We start from the raw sequence: 24,644 nt of genomic DNA on the forward strand, positions 1-24,644 counted from the left end.
GCCGCCGCCCGTCGAGTCCATGACGGTGCCGGAGTCGGCACCCCGGTGGTGGAACACGGGGATGCGCAGCCGCCTCTGGCCGGCCCGAGTCATCTGTGCCAGTTGGTCCCTGATGAGTTCGGGGGCCTGGTCGTAGCTGTTGACGACGCCGTACGGCTCTCGTGTGCAGTCTCCGTCGACCCGGTAGGTGAAGTAGTTCGATCCTCCTCTCAGCTCCGCCTGCGGCGCCGCCGCCGGACGCATCCCGGCCAGACACATCACCAAAGCCAGCACGGCCGGCACGGCCGGCTTCCGCCATGCCGCCCAGCGCCCTACGGGTACTCGTCGCACAGTGCTCTCCTCACGTCTCCCTGAGCAGGTCGCTCCTACGCCCGGGCCGTGCACGGGGCGCTCGCTCCGGCTCACCTCGCCCCACCAACGCGGAGCGCCCGGCGTCGGACACGCCGGGCGAAGACGGACAGGGCGCCATGGGGGCTGGGGCCGGTCCGCGAGAGCGGCCGGACTTTCCCCACTCCGCTCCGGATTGTCAGTGACAGTCCGTAGGCTCGAGGTCATGGAGGGGAACGAGCGGAAAACCGCACACGGGGAGGAAGCCGGCGCCGAGGCCTGGCAGCGACTGAGTGCGTACGCCTACCTCAGCGCGCCCGAGCGCCTGGAGTACGTCGCCGTGATGCGGGTGTTCTGCGGCACGCTGCTCGCCGACCTGTCGGTACCCGACCTTCTCGCCAAGCTGGCCGAGACGGACGGCCCGGGGGCGGCGCTGGACGCGGAAACGCTCACCCGCAGGCTCGAAGAACTCGTGCGCTGGGGCAGTCTGCTGCGCAGCACGCACACCGTCAGAGCGACCAGCATCGCCGAATACCAGCGCTCACGGTCCCGCTATCAGCTGTCGAAGCTGGGGGAGCGCGTGCAGCGGGACGCGGACGAGGTACTCGCCGGGGCGGACGCGGCACGCGAGGTCAGCAGCGAGTTGCTGGCCCTCGTCGACCGCGGTCTGCGGGAGATCGCCGCGATGGCCGAGGCCCCGGGCGGCGCCGATCCGCAGCAGGCGCTGGAGCGGATCAGCACGCTCTTCGTGCAGTTCGCCGAATTCGCCGAGTCCGTCCGGGACTTCTACGCCTACCTGGGCCAGGTGCTGGCGCGCTACGACCTCGATTCGGCCGAGTATCAGGGGTTCAAGGAACTGCTGCTCGACTACGTGGAGGCCATCACCGAGGACGTCTCCTTCCGGGCCCCGCGCATCGCGGCCCACCTGGATTCGGTCTGGCCGCACCTGCCCGCGTTGCTCGCCCGGATCGACGCGCACGCGGCGGGTATCGGCGCGCTCGCCGACGGGCTGCCGGAGACGCGTGTGCAGCGCAGCCGCGGACGCGACCGCGCGGACTGGGAGGGGCTGCGCGAGTGGTTCACCGTCACCGGAGGGCACTCCAGCCAGGTGGATCAGCTGCGGGACGCCACCCTGCGCGCCTTGCAGTCGCTGCTCGCCAACGCCAAGCGGATGCTGCGTTCGGCCTCCGGTGAGATGTCCCGGCGCAAGGACCTGCTGCGGCTCGCGGCCTGGTTCGACGCCGCGGAGCCGGAAGAGGCCCACGACCTGGCGGTCGCCGCCTTCGGGCTCTACGGCGCACGCCATCTGGGGGTGGCACCGGATCCCGACCGGTCCGTGCCGGCGTATGTGAGCTGGTGGACCGGGCCCGTGGTGGAGGTGCCGGTGGCGCTGCGCGAGCGCGGCAGTAGGGTTCCGCGCGGACGTGCCGCGGCGGCAGAGGACCACTCCGCGCAGAAACGCCGCCTTGTGGAACAGGCGCGACAGCAGGCCGAGGCCCGCCAGGCGGCGGCGGACGAACTGCGCAGCGCTTCGGGCAGGTTCGAGCAGGTGCGCCTCAGCGCGCCGGCGATGCGACTGCTGCTGGAGCTTCTGACCACCGCCCTCGGCAACGCCCAGCTGCACAAGGACGCCCACGACTTCCTGCTCGACGGCGCCCAGGCGGCCGACGAGGACCTCGGCATCCGGCTGACCGCGTGGCGCACGCCCGGCAGGTCGATGGTCCTCAAGTCCGTGGACGGTGACCTGACCGCGGATGACCTCACCGTCGCCGTGGACAGCGCGTCCGGGCCCGCGGTGGGGGAGGCGAGCGCCTGATGCCCCTGCCGTCCGCGCACGACGTCGCACTCGCGGCCGAGCGCCGCACCGCCGCCCGGCTCCTGCTGGCCCACCCCCTGGTCACCAGCCACGGACCGCACAGCGACGCCTTTCCGCTCATCAGACGCCACGCCGACTGGCTGGCCCAGCGCTTCCAGCAGGTCTTCGGATACCGCCTGCTGGTGGAGGCGTCCTACGCCCGGCTGTTCAAGGCAGGCCTCGGAACGGGCTCGGGCCACCGCCTGGAACGTCCCTCGACCGGAACGCCGTTCAGCCCACGAACGTACGCCTACCTGGCCCTCGCGCTGTCGGTCCTCGTCACCGCCCCGGAACAGCTCCTGCTCTCCCAGCTCGTCGCCGACCTGCGGGCCGCGGCCGTCGACGCCGGCATCGAGATCGCCGACACCGGACGGCAGGCCGAGCGGCGAACCCTCGCGGCCGCGCTGCGGCAACTCGTCGACTGGGGCGTGCTGGTGGAGACCGAGGGCCAGGTCGCGGCCGTCGCCGAGGAACGGGGCGGGGAGGCACTGCTGACCGTGGACCGCGAGATCGCGCGCGTCATCGTCGCCGGCCCGCTCACCCAGAGCCGCGACGGCGCGGACCTCGTGCGCCGGGCCGCCGACCCCGGTTTCGGAGGACCGCGCACCTACGTCCGCAGGCGTCTCGTCGAAACCCCCGTCGTCCACCTCGACGACCTCACGGACACCGAGCGCGAATGGCTGCGCACCCGGCAGCGGCGCGAGGCGCAGGCGTTCTCCGAACTGCTCGGCCTGGAAGCCGAGATCCGCGCCGAGGGCATCGCCCTGGTCGACACCGAGGACGAACTCACCGACCTGCACCTGCCGGGCACCGGGACGGTCGCACAAGCCGCGCTGCTCCTCCTGGAGCGGCTGGCCGACCGACTGCGTCCCGAGGAAGCCGGGCATCCGGCGGTCGGCGGACGGCTGGTCATCGGCGTACCCGTCCCGGACGGGCTGCTGCCCGAGCTGCTGGACGACCTGATCGAGGAGTACGGCAGGCGCAGCGGCTGGCAGCGCGGCCATCTGGAGGACCGGGACGGATTCCTCGCGGCCGTGCTCGACCTCCTCGTCCGGATGCGCCTGATGGCTCCGGCCGGGCCCGTGCGCGCGGACGGCCACGGTCTGCCCGAGGGATACGAACAGACGGTGGCCGACGGCCGCTCCGTCACCGACGTCTCCCGGGCGCGCGGCCAAGGCAGTGCGGACGGCGGCTGGATCCTGCTCGCCGCGGCCGCTCGGTACGCCACCACTGTGGCGGTCAAGCACCGTACCGACCGGTCCCCGGCGGACGACGACTCCAAGGAGCCACCCCGATGAACCGCCCGCCGGCCCCGCACCGCTACCGACTGCACCGCGCGGGCATCCGCAACGTCTGGCAGTACGACGAGCAGGAGTTCACCTTCGGAGAGGGGCGCCTGCTGCTGCGCGGCAAGAACGGCGCCGGCAAGTCCAAGGCCCTGGAGATGCTGCTGCCCTACCTCCTCGACGGCGACGCCCGCGCGCTGGACGCCACGGGAACCGGACGCACCACCCTGGCCTGGCTGATGCTCGACGGCTTCGGACAGACCAACCGCCTGGGCCACCTGTGGCTGGAGTTCGCGCGCACCGACGAGGAGGGCAACGACCATCACCTGACGATCGGCGCGGCCATCCGCGCGTCCCAGTCGACCAAGACGGCGAAGCCGTTCTTCTTCACCACCCGGCTGCGGGTCGGCGAGGCACTCGACCTCGCCCCCGCCGGGCAGCCACTCCCCGTCGACCGGCTGAAGTCACTCGTCGGCTCCGAGAACGTCACCGACCGCGCCGTCGAGCACCGGGCCAGGGTCGCCCGCGAACTGTTCGGCCTCACCGACCCGGCGCGCTACCGCAACCTGCTGCACCTGCTGCACCGGCTGCGACGCCCCACCATCGGCGACCGCATCGACTCCGGCGGACTGGTCTCGGTCCTCGCCGAAACCCTGCCCGCCCTCGACGACGAGGTCGTGGAGAAGGTGGCCCGCAGCCTGGACGACCTCGACTCGGTCAGGGCCTACCTCGGCCGCCTCGAACGCACCGACCAGGCGTTGCGCGCCTTCCTCACCGACTACCGCGGCTACCTGCACGGGGCGCTGCGCCGCCGCACGGACCAGGCGAGCGGTGAGCTCGAGCAGCTGATGGCGCACCGCAGGTCGGCGAGCGACGCGGCGCGCACGGCGGACGGGCTCCGCGAGCGCGAGCAGGAAATCGGCGCCCGCATCGAGGCACTCGAGGGCGAGTCGAACGCCGCCGCGACGGACCTCGCGGCGCTGCACGCCGGCGCCGGATACCGCAGCCTGACGGAACTCGGGGAGAAGCGCGCCACCGTCACCGCCCTGCACAGCGCGGCCGCCGCCGCCTTCAAGGCCGTCCGGCAGGCACACGGCAACCAGGAGGAGGCAGGACGGCGTCTCACCGCGGAAGCCGACCGGCTCGGTGAGGAGCTCGTCGAACTGAACACCATGTACGGCGAATTGGTGCGGGAGGCAGAGCGGTCCGGGCTCGACCCCGTGCACCTGGGGGAACCCGTGGCGACCCCTGTCGCGCCCGTCGTGCCCGCCGCCACCGCCGAACTGACCGCGCCGGACGGCGACTTCCACCTCGTACGACACAGTGCGGTGCTGGCCGTCGACACGCGGACATGCGAGGCCGCGCTGCAGGCCTGGGACGAACGGCTGGACGCCGCCCAGCCGGTGATCAGGAACCGTGCCCGGTTCGTCACCGAACTTGCCACCCTCATCGAACGGTCGGACGAGGCCCGAAGGGAGGCCGCCGAGGCCGACGCGGCCCGGGAGCGCCTGGAGGAACAGGCGGAACACGCGCGCCGTCGGACTGAGCAGCGGCTCCAGGAAACCGTGCACGAGTCCGAGGCGTACGCCCTCGCGGCCACAGCCTGGAGCGAGCGGCTGCGGGAATCCACCGGGGTGCCCCTGGACGCGCTGCTCGCCCTGGTCGCGCCGGAGCCGGCAGACGGCCCCCTGCCCGCGCAGACCCCCGAGGCCGTGGTCGAAGCGGCCCGGTCGGCCGTCGACCCCTGGCTGGCGGCGCTGGGAGCGGAGCGCGACGACCTCTCCCTGACCGTCCGCGAACGGGAGACGGAACAGGACCGCCTCCGGCAGCAGCGCGCGGACTGGGAACGCCGCACCGACCCCGAGCCCCCATCCCCGTCCCACCGCACGGCTCCCCGCACACCCGGCACCGGAGCCCCCCTGTACCGTCTGGTGGACTTCGCCCACGACGTGGGACCGGACGCGCGGGCAGGGCTGGAAGCAGCGCTGGAGGCGAGCGGCCTGCTCGACGCCTGGGTGCGCGCCGACGGCACCGTCCTCGACCCGGCCACGTGTGACACCCTTGTTGTTCCAGGAGCACCCGTGCCCGGGCCGACACTCGCCCAGGTGCTGCGGCCGGTCGCCGCGCCCGACAGCGGTGTGACGGTGGAGCAGGTCGAGCGGGTGCTGGGCGCGGTGGCTCTGGCCGGCGGCGAGACCCTCACCGGCGAGCCCGGCACCATGGGCGTGCAGGTGGGCGCGGACGTGGAGGTGGCGGAGCCGCACACCGCGATCGGTACCGACGGCTCCTGGCGGCTCGGCATCGCCCGTGGCCGCCACACCAAGGAGGCCGCCGAATACGTGGGCGCCGAGGTGCGTGCCGAGACCCGCCGCCGCGCGCTGGCGGAACTCGACCGTCGACTGCTCGACCTGGAGCAGGAGTTGGTGGAACGCAGGCGCGGTCTGCGGATTCTCACCGAGCACCGCGACCTGGTCACGGACACCCTGCGCCGCCCGCCCCCGGCACGTGGGCTGACGGACGCCTGGGCTCGTACCGCCGAGGCCGAGCGTGCCGCCGAGACCCTGGCCTCGCAGGCGAACACGGCGGCCCGCGAGGCGGAACAGGCACGGGCCCGCGCGGTCGTCGCCCGGCGCGAAGCCGAGGCCACGGCGAGTGCCCACGACCTCCCGGCGGACCCGGCCGCGCTCCAGACGGTCCGACTCGCCCTGGACCGCCTCGGGCAGGGTGCGCAGCGGCTGCGCCGACGGGTCGGCGCGGTCCTCTCCGCCGCCGACGGCCACAGCGCCGGCCGCGCGGACTACGAGCGTGCCGAGTCGGCGCGCCGGGAGGCCGAGTCCGACTACGCGGAGCCGCTGGCCCGCCTGGAAGCCGCCCGCCGCACCGTCCGGGCCCTGGAAGAGGCTCTCGGTGCCACGGAGCAGGAGATCCTGGCCCGCGAGGCCGAGACGAAGCGCCGCCTGGACGCCGTCGGACGCCAGCTCCCGGGCGCGCGAAGGGACATGGCCGACGTACACGACCGGAGAGTACGGGCGGAAGAGGACGAGCGGATGCGGCGCGAGGCACTCGCCACGCAGGAGGCCGAGGTGCTGGCCTGCGGCAGGAGACTGCGGACGGCCCTTTCCCTGCCGGGCGTGCTGAGGGGAGCGGGCCTCGAAGCCGACGCGGACACCGGCGCGGAGGCCGACGTGGACTCCGAGGCCGACGTGGGCGCCGACGCGGACACCGGCGCCGAGGCCGACGCGGATGCCGGCGCGGACCAAGGGGCCCTGAAGTCCCTGGACCCCGTCCACCACGATGTACGGGAGCGCATCGCGGCGGTGCGCGTGCTGGTCGACGCCGTGCGCCGCGGCCTGGATGCCGTACGCCGGGACGTCTCGGACACCACCCTCCTCAACCGGCACACCGAACTGCGCGACCAGCTCTCCGGCGGCTACGACGCGACGATGGAGGAACGCGAGGGCATCAAGCTGTGCCGCCTCGTCGACGACCACGGCCCGCACGACATCGCCGCGGTCGGCGAGCGCATCGCAGCCGAGGCCGCCGAGGCCCGTGACCGTCTGACGGAGCGCGAGCGTGACGTCTTCCAGCGCTTCCTGACCGGAGAGCTGGGCGACCATCTGTCCTCGCAGGTGCTGGCGGCGAGCGCCCTGGTCGCCGCCCTCAACACCACCCTCGCCACCGTCCGCACGTCACACGGTCTGGGCGTCACCCTCGACTGGAGCCTGGCCGACGGCGTGGAAGCGGACGTCAAGGCGGCCGTGGACCTGCTGCGCAGCCCCTCCGGCCTGCGCACCCGTGAACAGTCCGAGCAGCTCCGCGACGTCCTCCAGCGCCGTATCGAGGACGCCCGCCGCGCCGACCCGGCCGCCGGCTACGCGGCCCACCTGCGGACCGCACTGGACTATCGCGACTGGTTCACCTTCACCCCCTGGGTGGTGAACGACGCGGCACCGGGCAGCCGCCGCAAACTCTCCGGCCGCACGGGCCTGAGCCAGGGCGAACAGCGGGTCCTGTCCTACCTGGTCCTCTTCGCCGCCGCGGCGGCGCACTTCACCGGCCTGGCCGACACCGCACCGCAGGCACCCCGCCTGATCCTCCTCGACGACGCGTTCGCCAAGGTGGACGAGCCCACGCACGCCCGCCTCGGCCGCATCCTGGTCGACCTGGACCTTGACTTCGTCCTCACCAGCGAACGCCTGATCGGCAACTGGCCCGACGTACCGTCCCTCCACATCTACGAGTGCCTGCGCGACCCGCATGTCCGCGGCGTGGCCACGCTCCACTACACGTGGAACGGGCGGCAGCGGAGGCTGGTGTCGGTATGACGGGCGCCGAGCAGACCGACGAGCGTCCCCCGGACGCCGAAGCCCTCGCGTTTCTCACCCGCCCGGGTCTCACTCGCCTCTGGACGGCGGCCCGTACCCGGCTGGAACGCAACGGCCTGCGACCAATCGGAACCCTCAGGCTCGAGCACCTGGACGCGCGGGAGCGAGAGGCGCTGTCCCTCCTCCTGGCCAGACCGATCATCGGCCCCACCGCCACGATCCGCCTGCCGGACCTGGACACCCGCCTGCGCGCCAGCGCGGTCGGACGCGGCCTGACCTCGACGCTGGAGGAACTGGCCCCACCGCTGACCGACCGCCGGGCGGTCCGCGACGCGGTGGCGGCCGAACGCTCCCGCCTGTGGACGACGGTTCAGGCCGAGCTGGAAGGCACGTCGCTGTCGGTCCAGCCCTGGACGGCACAGTGGCTGGAGGAGATACGACGCGGCGGCACGCTCGCCCGCCAGGACCCGCACACCGCGACCACCGTCATCACCCAGGCCGTCCAGACCCTGGCGACACTCTTCCCCGGCACGGACCCACGCCTGACCCCGGCCTCCTGGGGCCGCGGCGAACTGGCCACCCGCGCCACCGGCTCGGCACACGGCCTGGACGACGGCACCCTGCTGTCCCGGCTGGTCCTGCGCGGCATCGCACGGGCACGAGGTGTCGAGTTCCCCGCCGACGCACCGGCGCGCCGGGCGCTGTGGCGCATGGCCTCGGTCACCCCGGACGAGGTCTCCAGCACGGTTCTCGCGTACGGCCTGCGCCCCACCGGCGGCACCTGGCGGGAGGCGGCACTGCGCGAGCGCGCCGACCACCACATGGAAACCCACCTGACCCTGCGCGAACTACGCACCTTCACCCTGAACATGCCGCCCGGCACCCGGGTCCACATCTGCGAGAACCCGCGCGTGGTCGAGGCCGCGGCCGACGCCGGCCGCACGGCACCCCTCGTCTGCACCTCGGGAAGCGCGACGACGGTCGCCCTCACCCTCCTGGACGCGCTGGCGACGGCCGGCTGCGCCTTCGCCTACCACGGCGACTTCGACTGGCCCGGCATCGCCCTCGCCAACCGGGTCATGCAGCGGTACGCGGCGGAGCCGTGGCGTATGCGCGCGGCCGACTACGAGTACCTCGCGACCCGAGCGCAGGTGAACGGCACACCGTCGATCGCCCTCACCGGACCGTCGGCCGAGGCGCTGTGGGACACGGAACTGGCCCCCGCCATGGACGCCCTGGGCATCGCCCTGCACGAGGAGGCGGCGCTCGATCTGCTGCTGGAGGATCTCGGGTGAAGATGCCGAGCGTCCGCCTCGGGGACGGCTCCAGGCCGGCCGGAGCGGTGGTTCGGGCACCCGGGCGGGAGTGGGTCAGGCAGGCAGCCTGCCGCGGCGTGGGTGCCGGCCTGACGTATGTTCCCTGGAGCGTCTCATCCCGGGATTTCTCCGAGCGCTCGTGTGAGCGGGGCCCGGTGACGGCGCCTGTCGCGCGGTTTCCGGCGCGATCAGGTAACCAGGAATGATGAACAAGGACGCGACCGACCCCTTCGTGCATGTCCGGGGCGCCAGTGAGAACAACCTGCGGAACATCGATGTCGACGTTCCGCGGGACGCGATGGTCGCCTTCACCGGCGTCTCCGGTTCGGGTAAGTCCTCGCTCGCGTTCGGCACGCTCTACGCGGAGGCCCAGCGGCGCTACTTCGAGTCCGTGGCACCGTACGCCCGAAGGCTGTTGCAACAGGTCGGTGCACCGCACGTCCAGGAAATCACCGGACTGCCACCGGCCGTGGCCCTGCAGCAACGACGCGGGTCGCCCAGCTCGCGCTCGACGGTCGGCACCATCACCACCCTGTCCAATCTGCTGCGCATGCTGTACTCCCGCGCCGGCACCTACCCGCCCGGGGCCCCACGGCTGGAAGCCGAGTCGTTCTCACCCAACACCGCGGCCGGGGCCTGCCCGGAGTGCCACGGCCTGGGCGTCGTGCACGACGTCGCCGAGGACCTCCTCGTCCCGGACCCCTCGCTGAGCATCCGCGAGGGGGCGATCGCCGCCTGGCCGGGCGCCTGGCAGGGCGCCAACCTGCGCAGTGTCGTGAACGGCCTGGGGATCGACATCGACCGGCCGTGGCGCAGGCTCAGGAAGAGGGACCGGGACTGGCTGCTGTACACGGACGAGCAGCCCTCCGTGTACATCGAGCCGGAGGAGGACCGCATCGACTACGGCTACCAGGGCAAGTTCTGGAGCGCCCGCAAGCACGTCATGCACGTCCTCGCCGACTCCAAGAGCGAGAAGATGCGCGAACGGGCGCTCCGGTTCGTCAGGAGTGTGCCCTGCCCCGAGTGTCACGGCAGCGGACTGCGGCCCGAGGCGCTCGCCGTGACCTTCGCCGGACGTTCCATCGCCGAGATCAACGCGATGCCGCTCACCGAGGTCGTGGCGCTGCTACGGCCCGTCGCGGGGCGGTCCGAGGCCGACGCCACCACGTCGACCGCCCGATCCGGGGAGACGACCGAGGTCGCCGTCCGGATCTGCGGCGATCTGGTCGCGCGGATCGACGTACTGCTCGATTTGGGCCTCGGATATCTCAGCCTCGGGCGCCGCTCGACGACCCTGTCGCCCGGCGAGGCGCAGCGCCTGCGGATCGCCACCCAGCTGCGCTCGGGGCTGTTCGGCGTCGTCTACGTCCTCGACGAACCCTCCGCGGGCCTGCACCCGGCTGACGCGGAACCACTGCTGGACGTGCTGGACCGCCTCAAGGCGGCGGGCAACTCGCTGTTCGTCGTGGAGCACGACATGGACGTCGTACGGCGGGCGGACTGGGTGGTCGACATCGGCCCCGGTGCGGGCGAGGGCGGCGGACGCGTGCTGTACAGCGGCCCGGTCTCCGGTCTTGAGCAGGTCGGGGAGTCGGCCACGAGCCAGTACCTGTTCGGGCGCGCTCAACCGGTCGATCACCGCCCGCGCACACCGCACGGCTGGCTGCACCTGCGCGGCGTCTCCCGCCACAATCTGCACGACGTGTCCGTCGACGTACCGCTCTGCGTGCTGACGGCGGTGACGGGCGTGTCCGGTTCCGGAAAGTCGACGCTGGTGACGCAGGTGCTCGCCGAGGTCGTCCGCGGCCACCTCGGACTCGTACCCGAGGAACCCGACGAGGCGCAGCTGGAGGTCGACGTCCAGGACGCGTCGGGGGTCGAGTCGTTCGACCGGCTGGTCCTGGTCGACCAACGGCCCATCGGCCGGACCCCCCGGTCCAACCTGGCCACGTACACCGGGATGTTCGACGCGGTGCGCAAGCTGTACGCGGCGACGGACGAGGCCAGGGCGCGCGGCTACTCGGCCGGGCGGTTCTCCTTCAACGTGCCCGAAGGGCGGTGCGAGACCTGCCAGGGCGAAGGCTTCGTCGCGGTGGAACTGCTGTTCCTGCCCGGCACCTACGCGCCGTGCCCGACCTGCGAAGGCGCCCGGTACAACGCCGAAACGCTGGAAGTCACCTACCGCGGCAAAAACATCGCGGAAGTGCTGGCGCTGTCCGTCGACGCCGCCGCCAAGTTCCTGTCCGCCGTCCCGGCCGCCTCCCGCAGTCTGGAGACGTTGCGCGAGGTGGGACTGGGGTACCTGCGGCTGGGCCAGCCCGCGACGGAACTCAGCGGCGGTGAGGCGCAACGCATCAAACTGGCCACCGAGCTGCAGCGAGCCCGCCGCGGGCACGCGCTCTACCTGCTCGACGAGCCGACGGCGGGGCTGCACCCCTCGGACATCGCGCTGCTGCTGCGACAGTTGCACCGGCTCGTCGACGCCGGTAACACGGTCGTCCTCGTCGAGCACGACCTGGCCACGATCACCACCGCCGACTGGGTCATCGACCTCGGTCCGGGCGGCGGCGACGCGGGCGGGCGGGTGGTCGCGGCGGGTCCGCCGGCCAAGGTGGCGAGGGCCCGCCGCAGCGCCACCGCACCCTATCTCGCGGCCCGGCTCACAGGCTCCTGACGACAGAAGCGCGATCGCGAATCCCCGAGCACCTGGCGCGACCCGGTGGCCGGGTGTCTCGCGCACCAGCGCTGCACGAGTACGCCGACTGTGCGGCAACCGCGGGACCCGACCTGCCGAGGCAGTGCCGCAGCCCGGCGTGAGCGGTCGTGTGTGGCAAGAATGACCCCATGCACATCGTGATCGCGGGTGGACACGGAAAGATCGCGCGCCGGCTGACCCGGCTGCTCTCGTCGCGCGGCGACAACGTCACAGGGCTGATCCGCAACCCGGACCACGCCGACGACCTGCGCGCGGACGGCGCGGAACCGGTGGTGTGCGACCTGGAGCACGCCTCGGTGGACGAGGTGGCCGGCCACCTTGGCGGCGCCGACGCGGCACTGTTCGCCGCGGGCGCCGGACCGGGCAGCGGCGCGGCCCGCAAGCAGACGGTGGACCGGAACGCGGCCATCCTCCTCGCCGACGCGGCCGAGCGCGCCGGGGTGCGCCGCTTCCTGGTGATCTCCTCGATGGGCGTGGACAGCCCGCCGCCGCCCGGCACCGACCCGGTGTTCGCCGCCTACCTGAAGGCCAAGGGCGAGGCGGACGCCGACATCGCCTCCCGTCCGGGACTGGACTGGACGATTCTGCGCCCGGGGACGCTGACCGACGACTCCGGTAGCGGCCGCGTCACGCTCGCCGAGCACACCGACCGCGGCCAGGTGCCGCGCGATGACGTGGCTGCGGTGCTCGCCGCCCTGCTCCACGAGCCCAGGACCGCCGGGCGCATCCTTGAGCTGATCAGCGGGTCCACCCCGGTCGAGGAGGCGGTGCGTGCCGTGGCCGGCGGCTGACGCCGCACTGCGCCCTCGCCCGGGTGCGCGTAATGGCAGGTGCGCGTAATGGCTCACACCCGGGCGCTGCAAGAGGCACAGCGCAGCGAGGCCGACACGATGTTCCGCAAGCTGAGGAACATCGCCGCGCCGGGCATGTCGCGGAGGCCCCGGGCAAGCTGGGAAGATGGACGTGAGCGACGAAGGAGGCCCGTCATGAAATCCGGAGCCCCTGATTACGACGCCTGGTACTCGCGCACACCCTCGCAGGCCGAGGGCGAGCGGGACGAGACGGGCGAGCGTACCGCAACGGAACGGCACCCGGACGTCCCCCGGAGCGAGCCATCCCAGGCCGAGGGCGAGCGCGGCGACGACGCCTAGCGCCACTGGACGGCCCGTCGCCTGGGGCCGGGTGAGGGTGCACTTTTCCCGCGCTGTTCACCGGTTCCCGGAATCCCTCGCGATCCACCGCAGCACGCTGCGCCATCGGCTCCAGCGCATCCGCGACACCAGCGGCAACGACCTCGCGAAGGCGAGGACCGGCTGAACCTCCTGGCGACCCGAGTGTGGAAGATCGTGCTGGGCGGGCCCGGCTGACGCCTCGCTGGAACTCCTGGGGGAGTGGTGTCAGCAGCGCCGCAGTGGGTGGGCCGGGTGGCGGAGGAACATCTGGGCCGCCCTGCGGATGCCGGGACGACCGGCGACCTGGTCGAGCAGCCGGGTGCCGGCCGCGGAGTCCTGGATACGCCGCGGTGACCACTGGGCCGCCCCGCGGATCACGCCCCTCGACGACTTCGACGGCGGCATGCCCACCCACCAGCGGTGGGCACTGGCACGCCGCAGCAAAGGCATCGAGTCTGGCGAGCTATCGGGCCGCCGGCGCTGGGTGATCGAACGCAGTCAGCCCAGCACTTCTTCGATCGGGGCGTCGGCGTCCACGTAACGCACGAGCTTGCGGTTCGCGAATTCCACGATGCCCACGTCGCCGAGTTCGCGCCCGTAGCCGGAGCGCTTGATGCCGCCGAAGGGCAGCTCCGGTCGGGACGCGGTCGGGTGGTTGATCCACACCATGCCCGCCTCCAGCCGGTCCGCGACTTTGCGAGCACGTTCCGGGTCGGCGGCGAAGACCGCGCCTCCCAGGCCGTAGGGGGAGGTGTTGGCCAGTGCCACGGCCTCGTCCTCGTCGGCGACCCGGTAGACCGTGGCGACGGGGCCGAAGAGCTCTTCCCGGTAGGCCCGCATGTCCGGTGTGACATCGGTGAGAAGGGTCGGCTCGACGAAGGCGCCCGGCAGGTCGGGCCGCCCGCCGCCCAGCACCACCGTGGCCCCCTTGTCCACCGCGTCACGAACCTGCTCCATCAGGAGTTCGGCCGCGGCCTCGGAGGACAGCGGGCCGAGCGTGGTGGCGGGGTCGACCGGATCTCCCGGTTGCACCTCGCTCATCCGGTCACGCAGCCCGGTGACGAAGGCGTCGTAGACGTCGGCAAGGACGATGAAGCGTTTGGCCGCCACGCAGCACTGCCCGGTGTTGCCCATCCGGCCGAGGAACGCGGCGTACACGGTGCGCTCGAGGTTGTGATCGTCCAGTACGACGAAGGGATCACTGCCACCCAGCTCGAGGACGGACTTCTTGACATTGCGGCCGGCGATCTCGCCCAAGCTCACGCCCGCGCGCTCGCTTCCGGTCAGTGACGCTCCCTGCACACGGGAGTCATCGATGATCTTCCCGACGTCCTTGCCCCGCACGAAGAGATTGGTATAGACCCCGCTCGGCACACCCGCATCCGTGAACAGCTGCTCGAGTGCCAGTGCGGACTGGGGGCAGCTACTCGCGTGCTTGAGCAGGATCGTGTTGCCGAGGACGAGGTTCGGACCCGCGAATCGGACGACCTGGTACAGCGGAAAGTTCCACGGCATCACACCGAGAAGGACGCCGAGGGGCTCGTTCACCAGCACGGCCATGCCCTCGGGCACCGGCAGGGGTCGTTCTTCCAGCAGCTCGGGGCCGTGCTCGCCGTAGTAGGTGAGGATGTCGGACGCGAGGTCGACCTCTGCACGGCTCGAGTCGATCAGCTTGCCGACCTCAAGGGTCAGGAGGTGCGCCAGTTCCTCCTTGCGCTCCCTCATGAGCCGGCCGGCACGTTGCACGAGGGCCCCCCGGTCGGCCGTCGACCGGGCACGCCAGTTCGGAAAGCTACTGTGCGCCGCGTCGATCGCGCGCCCGACGTCCTCCGCGCTCAGCGCCGGGAACTCCCGAACCCTTTCACCGGTGTACGGGTTGACCGTGGCGATGGGGCTTCCCTGGGCAGTGACATGGGCGTCCATGACGCCTCCCTGAAGTCGGGACACCTCGGGTTTCCACGCCCGGACCCGCTCACACCTGCTGGTTCGTCCCATGCCACGGCAATCTGTGGCATCCGGCTCCTCTGTGGTTCACGTCGAATGCGCAGAGTCGCCGCCCGAGTTCGGCTACGTCGGCGCTCTCATGGTGGTCGAGGTCACCGCCGTCCGTGCGCGGGCGCGGCCCGGGTCGGCGTGGCAGGCTTGCAGGGGATCCGCGCCGTTCGTCGCAACACAGCACCGAAGGAGGACGACGCATGGATGAGCGGGAATTCGTCCGTACCGTCGCCGAGCGCACCGGACTGAGCCGGCAGGAGGCGGGGGACCTGACCTGGGCCACGCTCGAGACGCTGGCCCACAGACTGAGCCCGGGGGAGGCCAGGGACCTGATCACCGAGCTCCCCGAGGGCCTCGCGGAGGCGGTGCGCCGGGGAACCACGGACCGCATCGAGCGCTTCGGCCACTACGACAGCGTGCGGCGCGTGGCCGAACGCACCATGCTCAAGGAGGAGGAAGCCGACCGGGGTGTGCGGACTATACTGGCCGTGCTCCGCGAGGCGATCAGCGAGAAGGAGTTCAATGACCTGATGTCGCAGCTCGGAACGGACTTCTCCCAGGCCCTCGAATCCGCCGGGTGATCCGCCCAGGCGATCTTCACGCTCGCCATGGCAATGTGCCTGGCGCCGGTGCTGTGCACCCTGGAGACCGTGAACTTGGAGCTGCTCGCGGCCCAACCGCCCAGCAGGTTCGTCCTGCGCCCCGGCGCCCCGGCGCCCCGGCGCCCCGGCGGCCGTCGGGCGTTCGGCGCGGCCTGCGCGCTGGGCGCCTTCGCCTTCGCCTTCGCGATCCCCGGCCTGACCTCCTCTCGGGCCGCGCCCAGCTCATCGCCCTGCGGCACTTCGCCGTGCAGACCGGGATGATCGGTTTCGCGACGGTCCTCTCCTGCGGCGCCGTTGTGTCGGTGGTCATTGCGTTGCGGGATCGCGCCCCCGGTCCCGGCGAGCTCTCGGCGCAGTCCGCTCGCCCCACCTGACCCCCCTCCAGCGCGTGCGACACGGCTGTCTGGGAGGCGCGGACCTGGGCACCCGGTGCGGGTGCGCGTGACACGGATCCGCGGCGGACGGGAGGCCCGAGATGTCTGCAGAATCGGCCAGAACGATCGTGCTCCCCTCTGGTGAGGAGATCGCGGCGCTCGGGCAGGGCACCTGGTACCTGGGCGAGGATCCGGCCCGGCGTGAACAGGAGCTCGCCGCGCTGCGGATGGGCGTGGACCTGGGGATGACCGTCGTCGACACGGCGGAGATGTACGGCGACGGCGCAGCCGAGGAACTCGTCGGGGAGGCCCTCCGCGGACGCCGGGAAGAGGTCTTCCTCGTCAGCAAGGTGCTGCCCGGCCATGCCGACCGGAAGGGCACCGTCGCCGCCTGCGAGCGCAGCCTGCGGCGGCTCGGTACGGAACAGCTGGACCTGTACCTGCTGCACTGGCGGGGACGGTGGCCACTCGAGGAGACCCTTGCGGGATTCACCGACCTGATGGAGGCGGAGAAGATCCGTTACTGGGGCGTGAGCAATCTGGACGTCGCCGACATGGCCGAGCTGACCACCCTCCCCGGTGGCGACGCCGCGGCCGTCGACCAGGTGCTGTACAACCTCTCCCGGCGCGGCATCGAGTGGGACCTGCTCCCCTGGTGCCGCGAGGCCGAGGTGACGGTCATGGCCTACTCCCCGATCGAGCAGGGGCGGATCCTGAAGGTCGAGGCACTGGGTGCCGTGGCCCGGGCCCTCGGAGCAACGCCGGCCCAGGTGGCACTCGCCTGGGTGCTGGAACAGGGGGTGGCCGCGATCCCGCGTTCCGGATCACCCGACCACGTCCGGGAGAACCGCGGCGCGGTGGACCTCCACCTTCCCACCGAGGCGCTCGACGCCCTCGACGAGGCGTTCCCGCCACCCAGCGGGCCCACGCCCCTGGAGATGCTCTGAAGGAGTGGACAGGATGACGCGCCCGCTCGTCGTCGGAATGGGAGGTTCGCTGCGCACCCCGTCGACCAGCCTCACCGCACTGCGTGTGGCGGTCGAGGGGGCGGCCGATGCGGGCGCCGGCACCCTGGTGATCGACCTCAAGCGGCTGACTCTTCCGTTCTACACACCCGAGCACGGCATCCCCGCGTCCGCCCGCCGGCTCGCGGACACCGTTCAGGCCGCCGACGCCCTGCTGTGGAGCAGCCCGACATACCACGGGTCGGTCAGCGGCGCGTTCAAGAACGCGGTGGACTGGCTCGCCCTCCTGGCCGACCACGACCCGCCCTACCTCAGCAACAAACCCGTGGGGATGCTGACGACCGCCGGTGGGGTGCAGGGCCTGCAGGCGATCAACGCGATGGAGTTCATCGTGCGGTCGCTGCGCGGCTGGGCCGTGCCGCTGGTGTTCGCGGTCCCGCGGTCCTCCCGGGTCTTCGACGGCGACGGACGCCTCACCGACCAGGCGGTCGCGGACCAATTGCGCGGCCTCGGCGCGGAGGTGACCAGGGCGGCCCTGCAGTTCCGGACGGAGGGCACGTGCGACTACGCGCAGGAACGGCCGTCCGGGGCCGTCCGGGACTGAGCCCGGCCCCGTCACGCAGGGGGCTCCGGGGTCGTGCTTCCTCGTGACCCGGTCCGCTCCACGGGCCGCCGCTGCTCGCCGCGCCCCCCGGAGTGCCCGGGCGGGAAGTGCGGCAGCACATGTTCGGCCAGTTCGTCGATCACTTCGGCGACCGGACGGCGGCTGTGCTTGAAGTTGATCATCAGCTGGTCGATGCCGATGCCCTGCCAGGCCCGCATCATCGCCAGGAACGACACCCGGCCCACCGAGAAGCCCTGGTGGATGCGCCGGGGCAGGGCCAGCGGGTCCTCGGCCAGATCCAGATAGGTGGCCTGCGCGTACGGCTTGAACCCATCGCCGTCGCCCCGGGTCAGCTCCCGCCACCGCTCGATGTTCTCGGCCTGCTGCTCGAGCGGCGGGGTGTAGTACAGCCAGCCGTCCGTGTGGTCGGCGATCCACCGGACGTCCTGCCTGCCGCGTCCCGTCATCAGTACGGGGATCCACCGGTACACCGGCTTGGGCAGCAGATCGGTGCCGCGCATCCGGCCGAGCGGCGACTCCACGTGCGGGAAACGGTGCTCGAGGACGGCACGGAAGTACTCCAGCGACTGCCGGAACCTCTCGGCCCGGCCGCCCAGGTCCTGACCGAAGGCCGGGAACTCCACGGGCCGGTCACCGGTGGCCACCCCGAGCAGGAGCCGTCCGCCGGACAGCTGGTCCACCGAGGCGGCGGCTTTGGCGGTGTGCAAGGGATGCCGCAGCGGCATGACGATGCTGGCGGTCCCCAGTGTGATCGAGGTGGTGAGGGCACTGAGCTGTCCCAGGTACACCCACGGGTCGAAGACCTGCCCGGCGTCCCCGAAGCTCGGGTCCAGCAGCGGCACGTCACGGACCCACACCGAGGCGAAACCGGCCCGCTCGGCCTGCTGGATCCGCTCGATGTGCCCCGCCAGGACGGCACCGGCCCGTCGAAGCCCTCCAGGGCGTGATGCGCCCCACGGTCATCCTGCCGCCGGGATACGCCCTGGCCATGGCCGCGTGCTCGGAGAACGGCCGCTGCGCCCCGCCTTCGACGTCCACGGGTGCGCCGGCTGAAGGAACTGTCGGTTGTGTCATGCGATCCTCCGGCGATTTCATGCCGAGTCCGAGTCCGCGTCGGACGTGTGCTGAGGTTGCCCAACCGGAGGTCCGCGCGCATCCTCTCGCCGACGTAGCGCCGACGTTCCAACAGGAAGCACGGTGAGGTGGTGCGCCGGTGGCCCCCCGGGGATCTGCCAGTCGGAGGTGACCCGCACGTCGCGGAAGAACAGCCCCTGCGGTTACCTCGGCCTCCATGTCGTCCGAGGTGCCCGAGACGCAGAACGTCCACCCCTCGACCAGTGCGAAGGTGGCCGCCGTGAGTAAGCCCGGTTCCGTCTCCTCGATGATGGCGCCGACCTCTCGCTCATGGCTCCTTCTAGCCCGGTGCGTCGACGAGAGTCTCGAAGTCCCGAGGGAGCTGGGACATTACGTGGCGGAACTCGCCATCACTGACCGCGTCCCTCAGGGTGCTCAGCTCCGCCCGTACGCCCTCGCGGGCCTCGTCCGGGCTCACCCCTGCTCGCCTGCTCACCCGATTGATGAACTCGTCGAGTCCGAAGGGCTCGGCCTCCGGAGTGGGAGAGACCAGCGGTTCCTTCAGCGGCTTGGGCAGTTCGGACGCGAGGTCCTCCGCCTCACCCCTGGTGAGCCGCTCGGCCAGGGTTTCCAGGGTGGCACGGGTGAGGGGCTCCGCATCCTCCGCGGGGACAGGGGCGCGCCGGGTGATGGTGTCGAGGAAGGTCTTGTAGTCCATGAGCCGTTCCCTTTCCGAAGCTTTGCAACTGCCTGGCGTGGGGACCTGAGAGAGCCACCGGAGGGTGCGTCGTGGGTGTGGGTGGCGGGCTGATGCGCGTCATGGTGCATGCGTCTCAGCCGAGGCCATTTCCATGCTCCGTATGTGGGCCACACCCTGCCTGCTCCCGACGGGCGGAAAAGCGGCGGGCTCCATGGACCTCCGAGCACAAGTGCCTACATCGTCCCCGAGCAGGATCTGACCATCCCGTCGCATCGCATCCCGACCAGTCCTCGCCGCGGAGTTCGACGAGCGCGCCGAGGGCCGGGACAAGAAGTCACCTGCCCACACCTGTCCACATGGCTGAGCGAGGCAGAGTCCGATCTCCTCGCGCCAAGGCGCCCTTCGAGTCCCGACAGCCGCCGAGCGAGCCGGGTGGCGACGGTCCCCAGAGCCGAGCCCCGTCGTACGGGCCAAAGGGGTTCGTTACGCCGGACATGCCGCTGTCCATGGCGCTCGGGGTCAACGTCGGCTCACAGACCGGGATCATCGAACTGGTCGAGGTCGAACTGGTCGAGAAGGAAGTCGACCGGTGCGAGGCCCGAGGCGGTGGATTCGCCGTCGTGAAGAAGCTGCTCCGTCCAGATGACCTTGCCGCGGGTCGTGTACCGCGTTCCCCATCGCTGCGCGAACTGCGCCACCAGAAAGAGCCCCCGCCCGCCTTCGTCGGTGGTCGCCGCCCGCCGCAGGCGCGGCGAGGTACCGCTGCCGTCCGAGACCTCGCAGATCAGACAGCGTCCGCGCAACAACCGCACGCCGACCGGCGGCGAGCCGTACCGGATCGCGTTCGTGACCAACTCGCTGACGATCAGCTCCGTGGCGAATCCGGTCTCCTCCAGCCCCCACTCCCGCAACGTCTCCCTGCAGCGCGCCCGCACCGAGGGGACCAACGCCGGATCGGGCGGCACCTCCCACTCGGCCACGCGCGAGGACGGGAACATCCGGGTACGTGCCGTCAGCAGCGCGATGTCGTCGGAGGGGTGTGATGGCTTCAGCGCGTCGATCACCGCCTGACACGTCTCCTCCGGAGTGCGTTTCCCGGACCCGCCCAAAGCCCGGCGCAGTCTCTCCATCCCGACGTCGAAGTCGTGGGCGCGGTTCTCCACCAGGCCGTCGGTGTACAGCACCAGTTGTGAACCCTCCTGCAGGGACATCTCGGCGCTCTCGAAGGGGTAGCCGCCCAGACCGAGGGGCGCCGAGACCGGCACACCAAGGCTGGTGACCGTCCCGTCCGGGCGCACCACCATCGGTTCCGGGTGTCCCGCACGGGCCATCGTGCAGGTCCCCGCCACCGAGTCGTAGACCGCGTACAGACAGGTCGCTCCGGTCACCGCCGCCCCTTCGTGGTCATCCACGGCATCACCGCCATTGTTCTCGTTGTCCATGCGCACGACCAGGTCGTCCAGGTTCCCGAGCACCTCGTCCACGGGCAGGTCCAGGGTGGAGAAGTTGTGCACAGCGGTGCGCAGCCGACCCATCGTCGCCGCCGCGTGCAGCCCGTGACCGACGACGTCACCCATCACCAGGGCCACGCGCGCGCCCGGAAGCGGGATGACGTCGAACCAGTCCCCGCCCACCCCCGCCTCCGAGGGCAGATACCGCCAGGCCACCTCCAGCGCGTCCTGCTCCGGCTGTCCACGCGGCAGCAGACTGCGCTGCAGCGCCACCGCCATCGTGTGCTCCCGGGTGAACCTCCGGGCGTTGTCGATGGCTACCGCCGCCCGTACGGCCAGCTCCTCCGCGAAGGCGAGATCCTCCGGCTCGAAGGCGGGGGAATCCGCCGTCCGGTAGAAGTTCGCCACGCCCAGCGGTACGTTCCGCGCCCGCAGCGGCACGGCCACCAGCGACCGCAGCCCGCTCTCCAGGGCCTTCCGGGCGCGGTCCGGGTCCTGTTCCCGCCAGCCGTGTGCCCGGCGCAGGTCCGTCTCCAGCATCCCCCGCCCCTCCTGCAGCGTCCGCATCTGCGGGGTGCGAGGCGAGAACGCGATCACTTCGTCCAGCGGATACACGGGCATCATCCGCTGCTCGCCGCCGATCGCCGCCCGGCGCAGATGCCGCCAGCCCTCCGCCGTCGGCTCCCACCCCCGCAGCACCGCGTCGAGCAGATCCACCGTCACGAGGTCGGCGAACTGCGGCGCCGCCACGTCGGCCAGCTCCTGGGCCGTACGCCTCACATCCAGCGTCGTCCCGATCCTCACCCCGGCCTCGTACAGCAACTTCAGCCGCTCCCGCACGATCTCGGCCCGACCCGAGACCTCCGCCAGCTCCGTGGTGTCCCGGAGGGTCACCACACTGCCTCCCCGGCCGCCCTGCGGGTACGTCGGCCGCTTGTTCACCGCCAGCAGTCGGTCCCCCGCACGAAGCACCTCGTCGGTGACCTCCTCCGGCGACGACAGCAGGCTCATGACCGGCTCCGGCAGTCCCAGCTCCCGCACCGAGCGCCCCCACACGTCAGCCGGCAGTCCGAGCAGCCGCGTCGCCTCGTCGTTCGCCAACAGCAGCCGTCCGTCGGCGTCGGTGATCAGCACCCCTTCCCGCACCGCGTGCAGGACCGCGTCGTGGTGTTCGTACAACTGCGCCAGCTCCTCCGGAGCCAGGCCAAAGGTCTGCCGCCGCAGCCGCCGGGACACCAGCGTCGTTCCCGTCATGGCCAGCGCCAGCGCGACCGCGCCGCTGGCCAAGATGATCGGCAGCTGCGGCAGCCACAGCCCCGCCACGTTCTTGACCGTGATTCCGGCGGAGACCAGGCCGACCACCTTGCCGCGCGAGTCGGTCACCGGGACCACCGCCTGCACGCCCGTCCCCTGGCCCGCGGGCAGAGGCGGCCCACCGGCCTGCTCGACGACGGTACGGCCCTTCAGCGCCGGTGCGATGGCGCCGACGAACTTCTTCCCGATCTCCTGCGGATAGGGGTAGGTGTAACGAATCCCCTTCGTGCTCATGACGACGACGAAATCCATGCCTGTGCGCTTGCGCGCCGCCTCGGCCCGCGGCTGGAGCACCGCTGAGGGGTCCCGGCTCTGCAGTGCCGCGGCCACGCCAGGGGCACTCGCGAATGACTGGGCCGCGATGACCGACTCCCGTCGCCCCTGCTGCAGAGCGTCATTCGCCGCCTGGAGCACCATGCCCACCACCGCGGCCACCACCAGCAGGACCACGATGACGACCTGGAGGAGGAACACCTGACCGGCCGCACTGCGCAGGTTCATCCGGGAAGCGCGACCTTTGCGCGAGCGTCCGACGGGCGGATGACGTTCCGGGCTCAGAGGGCGTCCGGAGAATGCCTCCATACACCCTTGATAACACCATTGTGGGCAAGCCGACGCTGATCAAATCCGTCGCGCGGCTGCCGCGTCGCAGCAGCACAGGGCGTCGGTGCAGGAAGGATGTCGGGCGGCAGTAGGCGATCTGAACCACCCCGTGATCGCGAAGCGAGGTCAACCGCACGGCACTGGCCTGGGCGTCTTCCGCTACGTCGTCGAGCGCACGATCGCCTGGCTCCGCGGCTGTTCTGGATCCCTCGACTTACCTGATGGCTCATCAGGTAAGTCGGCATCCAATCAACATCGAGCCCGGGCAGTCATCCGCATATGCAGCTGCTCGGCAGCTTGTTCGCGCAGGTGAGCAGCCCGCTACCCATGCGCACGATGTTTTGAAAAGTCTTCGAGCCGAAGGCACGCCGATGTACACTACGGGGCGCCCCTGACCTGCAGAAGCTAGCGGGGAGCCGTCTTCCAGGAGTCCAAAGTGCTGCGCACCATGTTCAAGTCCAAGATCCACCGCGCCACCGTCACCCAGGCCGACCTGCACTACGTGGGATCCGTGACCATCGACGCCGACCTGCTCGACGCCGCCGACCTGCTGCCCGGCGAGCTCGTGCACATCGTGGACATCACCAACGGTGCCCGGCTGGAGACGTACGTCATCGAGGGCGAGCGCGGGTCCGGCGTGGTCGGGATCAACGGGGCCGCCGCCCATCTCGTCCACCCCGGCGATCTGGTGATCATCATCAGCTACGCCCAGGTGACGGACGCCGAGGCGCGGGCACTCGTCCCCCGGGTCGTGCACGTGGATCACGACAACCGGATCGTGGACCTGGGTACCGACCCGTCCGAGCCGGTGCCGGGCTCGGATCAGCAGCGCAGCCCGCAGGCCGTCCGGGCCTGATCGACACGAGGAGCGTGGGTATGAGTGAGCCGGAGATCCGCGACGACCGGGCGGCGGGCCGCCTGGAGGCGGTGGCCGACGGTGAAGTCGTCGGCCGTATCGAGTACTTCGTCCTCGACAGCCCCGATCGCGCGCTCGTACCCGTCCACACGATCGTCGAGCCGGCCCACGAGGGCAAGGGCATCGCCGGCTCCCTGGCCCGCGAGCTCTACCGCATCGCCGGGCGCGAGGACAGCGCGGTCGTTCCGTTGTGCCCGTACGTCGCCAAGTGGGCGGAGCGCCACCCCGAGGAGGCTCCACCCGCGGGCCAGGACCTGGTGACCGCGGCGAAGGAGTGGCTGGCGGCGCATCCGGACCGTTTCTGACCGAACGCCGATCACCGAACGCCGATCACCGACCGCCGATCCCCGACTGCCGATCCCCGACTGCCGACCGTCGGCCGCCGGCCCTGGCTCTGCGTCAGGGCGGGGCGTTCGTCCACCGCCGGAGGACCGCCGCTGTCGCGTCCGGCGCCGCCATCCCCGATGACGCGGTCCGACGACCAGTATCAGTACAGACGGGGCGCGTGCCCTCCAACCGCCCTGGGGGCGAACGCCCCTGAGCGCCGCCCCGACGCGCCCCCACCCCCTGCCGATGCACGCACCTCCCGCCCCGGCAGCACCACGCACCGACCCCGCTACCCCACCTGGTCCCCTCGCCGTCCCGCGCCGGAGTGACTGGGGACGCGGGTGCAGGGTAGGCGGGGGACTAGTCCAGAGCCGGAGACGAGCCACTGGCTGGAGGACCTCATGACGAACCCGTATCCCGACCCCGTGTCGCCGGCACCGACACCGGGCCCGGATCCCCAGCACCCCGAGCCGCCGCACCCCGATCCGGTGCCGAACCCGCAGCCCCCGCCGGGCCCCGAGCCGACGCCGCCTCCGCCGTCGCCCACACCCCCGCCGGGCCCCGACCCCGTGCCGGGCCCCGACCCGTCCCCGATCCCCCCGGGTCCGGAACCCGTACCGAACCCCGAGCCAGGGCCGCCGCTGTCCTGAACCTCGGCAAGGAGACGGGGTTTTTTTTTTTTTTTTTTTTTTTTTTTTTTT

The 24,644-nt window shown here is 71.6% G+C and carries 18 protein-coding genes and 3 pseudogenes; 15 read left to right on the forward strand and 6 right to left on the reverse strand.

Features of this window, described 5'->3' with window-relative positions:
- Nucleotides 1-330: hypothetical protein (locus SSQG_RS33920; RefSeq protein WP_158681161.1), on the reverse strand; the 330-nt coding region annotated here is incomplete at its 3' end.
- 223 nt (nucleotides 331-553) lie between these two features.
- Here SSQG_RS33920 and SSQG_RS33925 point away from each other — a divergent pair.
- The 8 genes and pseudogenes from SSQG_RS33925 to SSQG_RS43785 all read left to right on the forward strand — a co-directional run.
- Complete coding sequence (locus SSQG_RS33925; RefSeq protein ID WP_063749177.1) at nucleotides 554-2,143, forward strand: TIGR02677 family protein; 1,590 nt, start codon at nucleotides 554-556, stop codon at nucleotides 2,141-2,143.
- Nucleotides 2,143-3,480 (forward strand): TIGR02678 family protein, encoded by a 1,338-nt coding sequence (locus SSQG_RS33930; RefSeq protein WP_003994499.1) that lies wholly within the window; start codon nucleotides 2,143-2,145, stop codon nucleotides 3,478-3,480. Before SSQG_RS33925 ends, SSQG_RS33930 begins: the two co-directional genes overlap by 1 nt.
- Nucleotides 3,477-7,793, forward strand: coding sequence for a TIGR02680 family protein (locus tag SSQG_RS33935; protein ID WP_003994500.1), 4,317 nt, complete (start codon nucleotides 3,477-3,479; stop codon nucleotides 7,791-7,793). The genes SSQG_RS33930 and SSQG_RS33935 overlap by 4 nt, the downstream gene beginning before the upstream one ends.
- Entirely contained in the window at nucleotides 7,790-9,088 is a 1,299-nt protein-coding gene (locus SSQG_RS33940) for a TIGR02679 family protein (RefSeq protein WP_039934209.1), read from the forward strand. The genes SSQG_RS33935 and SSQG_RS33940 overlap by 4 nt, the downstream gene beginning before the upstream one ends.
- A gap of 226 nt (nucleotides 9,089-9,314) precedes the next feature.
- A complete protein-coding gene (uvrA, locus tag SSQG_RS33945) occupies nucleotides 9,315-11,783 on the forward strand; it encodes an excinuclease ABC subunit UvrA (RefSeq protein ID WP_039935624.1) in 2,469 nt (822 codons plus the stop codon).
- Nucleotides 11,784-11,953: 170 nt separating this feature from the next.
- Nucleotides 11,954-12,616, forward strand: coding sequence for an SDR family oxidoreductase (locus SSQG_RS33950; protein WP_003994503.1), 663 nt, complete (start codon nucleotides 11,954-11,956; stop codon nucleotides 12,614-12,616).
- A 195-nt stretch (nucleotides 12,617-12,811) separates the two neighbouring features.
- Nucleotides 12,812-12,976, forward strand: coding sequence for a hypothetical protein (locus tag SSQG_RS41995; protein ID WP_167545802.1), 165 nt, complete (start codon nucleotides 12,812-12,814; stop codon nucleotides 12,974-12,976).
- A gap of 70 nt (nucleotides 12,977-13,046) precedes the next feature.
- Nucleotides 13,047-13,192 (forward strand): annotated as a pseudogene (locus SSQG_RS43785) (helix-turn-helix domain-containing protein); the annotation flags it as partial.
- Nucleotides 13,193-13,222: 30 nt separating this feature from the next.
- On the opposite strand, the gene SSQG_RS33960 reads toward SSQG_RS43785, so the two are convergent.
- Nucleotides 13,223-13,447, reverse strand: a complete 225-nt coding sequence (locus tag SSQG_RS33960; protein WP_003994505.1) for a hypothetical protein — start codon at nucleotides 13,445-13,447, stop codon at nucleotides 13,223-13,225.
- Nucleotides 13,448-13,495: 48 nt separating this feature from the next.
- A complete protein-coding gene (locus SSQG_RS33965) occupies nucleotides 13,496-14,920 on the reverse strand; it encodes an NAD-dependent succinate-semialdehyde dehydrogenase (protein WP_078506972.1) in 1,425 nt (474 codons plus the stop codon).
- 272 nt (nucleotides 14,921-15,192) lie between these two features.
- Between SSQG_RS33965 and SSQG_RS33970 the strand changes: the two genes are divergently transcribed.
- The 4 genes from SSQG_RS33970 (at nucleotide 15,193) to SSQG_RS33980 (ending at nucleotide 17,537) form a co-directional block, all read left to right on the forward strand.
- Nucleotides 15,193-15,573, forward strand: a complete 381-nt coding sequence (locus tag SSQG_RS33970; protein ID WP_039934213.1) for a DUF2267 domain-containing protein — start codon at nucleotides 15,193-15,195, stop codon at nucleotides 15,571-15,573.
- Between the two features lie 27 nt (nucleotides 15,574-15,600).
- Nucleotides 15,601-15,855 (forward strand): hypothetical protein, encoded by a 255-nt coding sequence (locus SSQG_RS43230; protein WP_003994508.1) that lies wholly within the window; start codon nucleotides 15,601-15,603, stop codon nucleotides 15,853-15,855.
- Nucleotides 15,856-16,069: 214 nt separating this feature from the next.
- Nucleotides 16,070-16,915 (forward strand): aldo/keto reductase, encoded by an 846-nt coding sequence (locus tag SSQG_RS33975; RefSeq protein ID WP_003994509.1) that lies wholly within the window; start codon nucleotides 16,070-16,072, stop codon nucleotides 16,913-16,915.
- Between the two features lie 13 nt (nucleotides 16,916-16,928).
- The gene (locus tag SSQG_RS33980) at nucleotides 16,929-17,537 is read left to right on the forward strand and encodes an NADPH-dependent FMN reductase (RefSeq protein ID WP_003994510.1); all 609 of its coding nucleotides are present in this window, start codon (nucleotides 16,929-16,931) and stop codon (nucleotides 17,535-17,537) included.
- A gap of 11 nt (nucleotides 17,538-17,548) precedes the next feature.
- Here SSQG_RS33980 and SSQG_RS33985 read toward each other — a convergent pair.
- The 3 genes and pseudogenes from SSQG_RS33985 to SSQG_RS33995 form a co-directional block, all read right to left on the reverse strand.
- Nucleotides 17,549-18,481: pseudogene (locus SSQG_RS33985) on the reverse strand (LLM class oxidoreductase); the annotation flags it as partial.
- Between the two features lie 491 nt (nucleotides 18,482-18,972).
- Nucleotides 18,973-19,350: a DUF2267 domain-containing protein gene (locus tag SSQG_RS33990; protein WP_003994512.1), complete on the reverse strand. Its 378-nt coding sequence runs from the start codon at nucleotides 19,348-19,350 to the stop codon at nucleotides 18,973-18,975.
- 512 nt (nucleotides 19,351-19,862) lie between these two features.
- Entirely contained in the window at nucleotides 19,863-22,598 is a 2,736-nt protein-coding gene (locus SSQG_RS33995; RefSeq protein ID WP_039934215.1) for a SpoIIE family protein phosphatase/ATP-binding protein, read from the reverse strand.
- 208 nt (nucleotides 22,599-22,806) lie between these two features.
- Here SSQG_RS33995 and SSQG_RS42000 point away from each other — a divergent pair.
- From SSQG_RS42000 to SSQG_RS34005, 3 genes and pseudogenes are all read left to right on the forward strand, one after another.
- A pseudogene (locus SSQG_RS42000) lies at nucleotides 22,807-22,896 on the forward strand (IS5/IS1182 family transposase); the annotation flags it as partial.
- 240 nt (nucleotides 22,897-23,136) lie between these two features.
- Nucleotides 23,137-23,556, forward strand: coding sequence for an aspartate 1-decarboxylase (gene panD, locus SSQG_RS34000; RefSeq protein WP_003994514.1), 420 nt, complete (start codon nucleotides 23,137-23,139; stop codon nucleotides 23,554-23,556).
- Between the two features lie 20 nt (nucleotides 23,557-23,576).
- Complete coding sequence (locus SSQG_RS34005; protein ID WP_039934217.1) at nucleotides 23,577-23,921, forward strand: GNAT family N-acetyltransferase; 345 nt, start codon at nucleotides 23,577-23,579, stop codon at nucleotides 23,919-23,921.
- The last annotated feature ends 723 nt before the right edge of the window (nucleotides 23,922-24,644 follow it).

The sequence above is a fragment of the Streptomyces viridochromogenes DSM 40736 genome, assembly GCF_000158955.1.
Taxonomy (GTDB): Bacteria; Actinomycetota; Actinomycetes; order Streptomycetales; family Streptomycetaceae; genus Streptomyces; species Streptomyces venetus.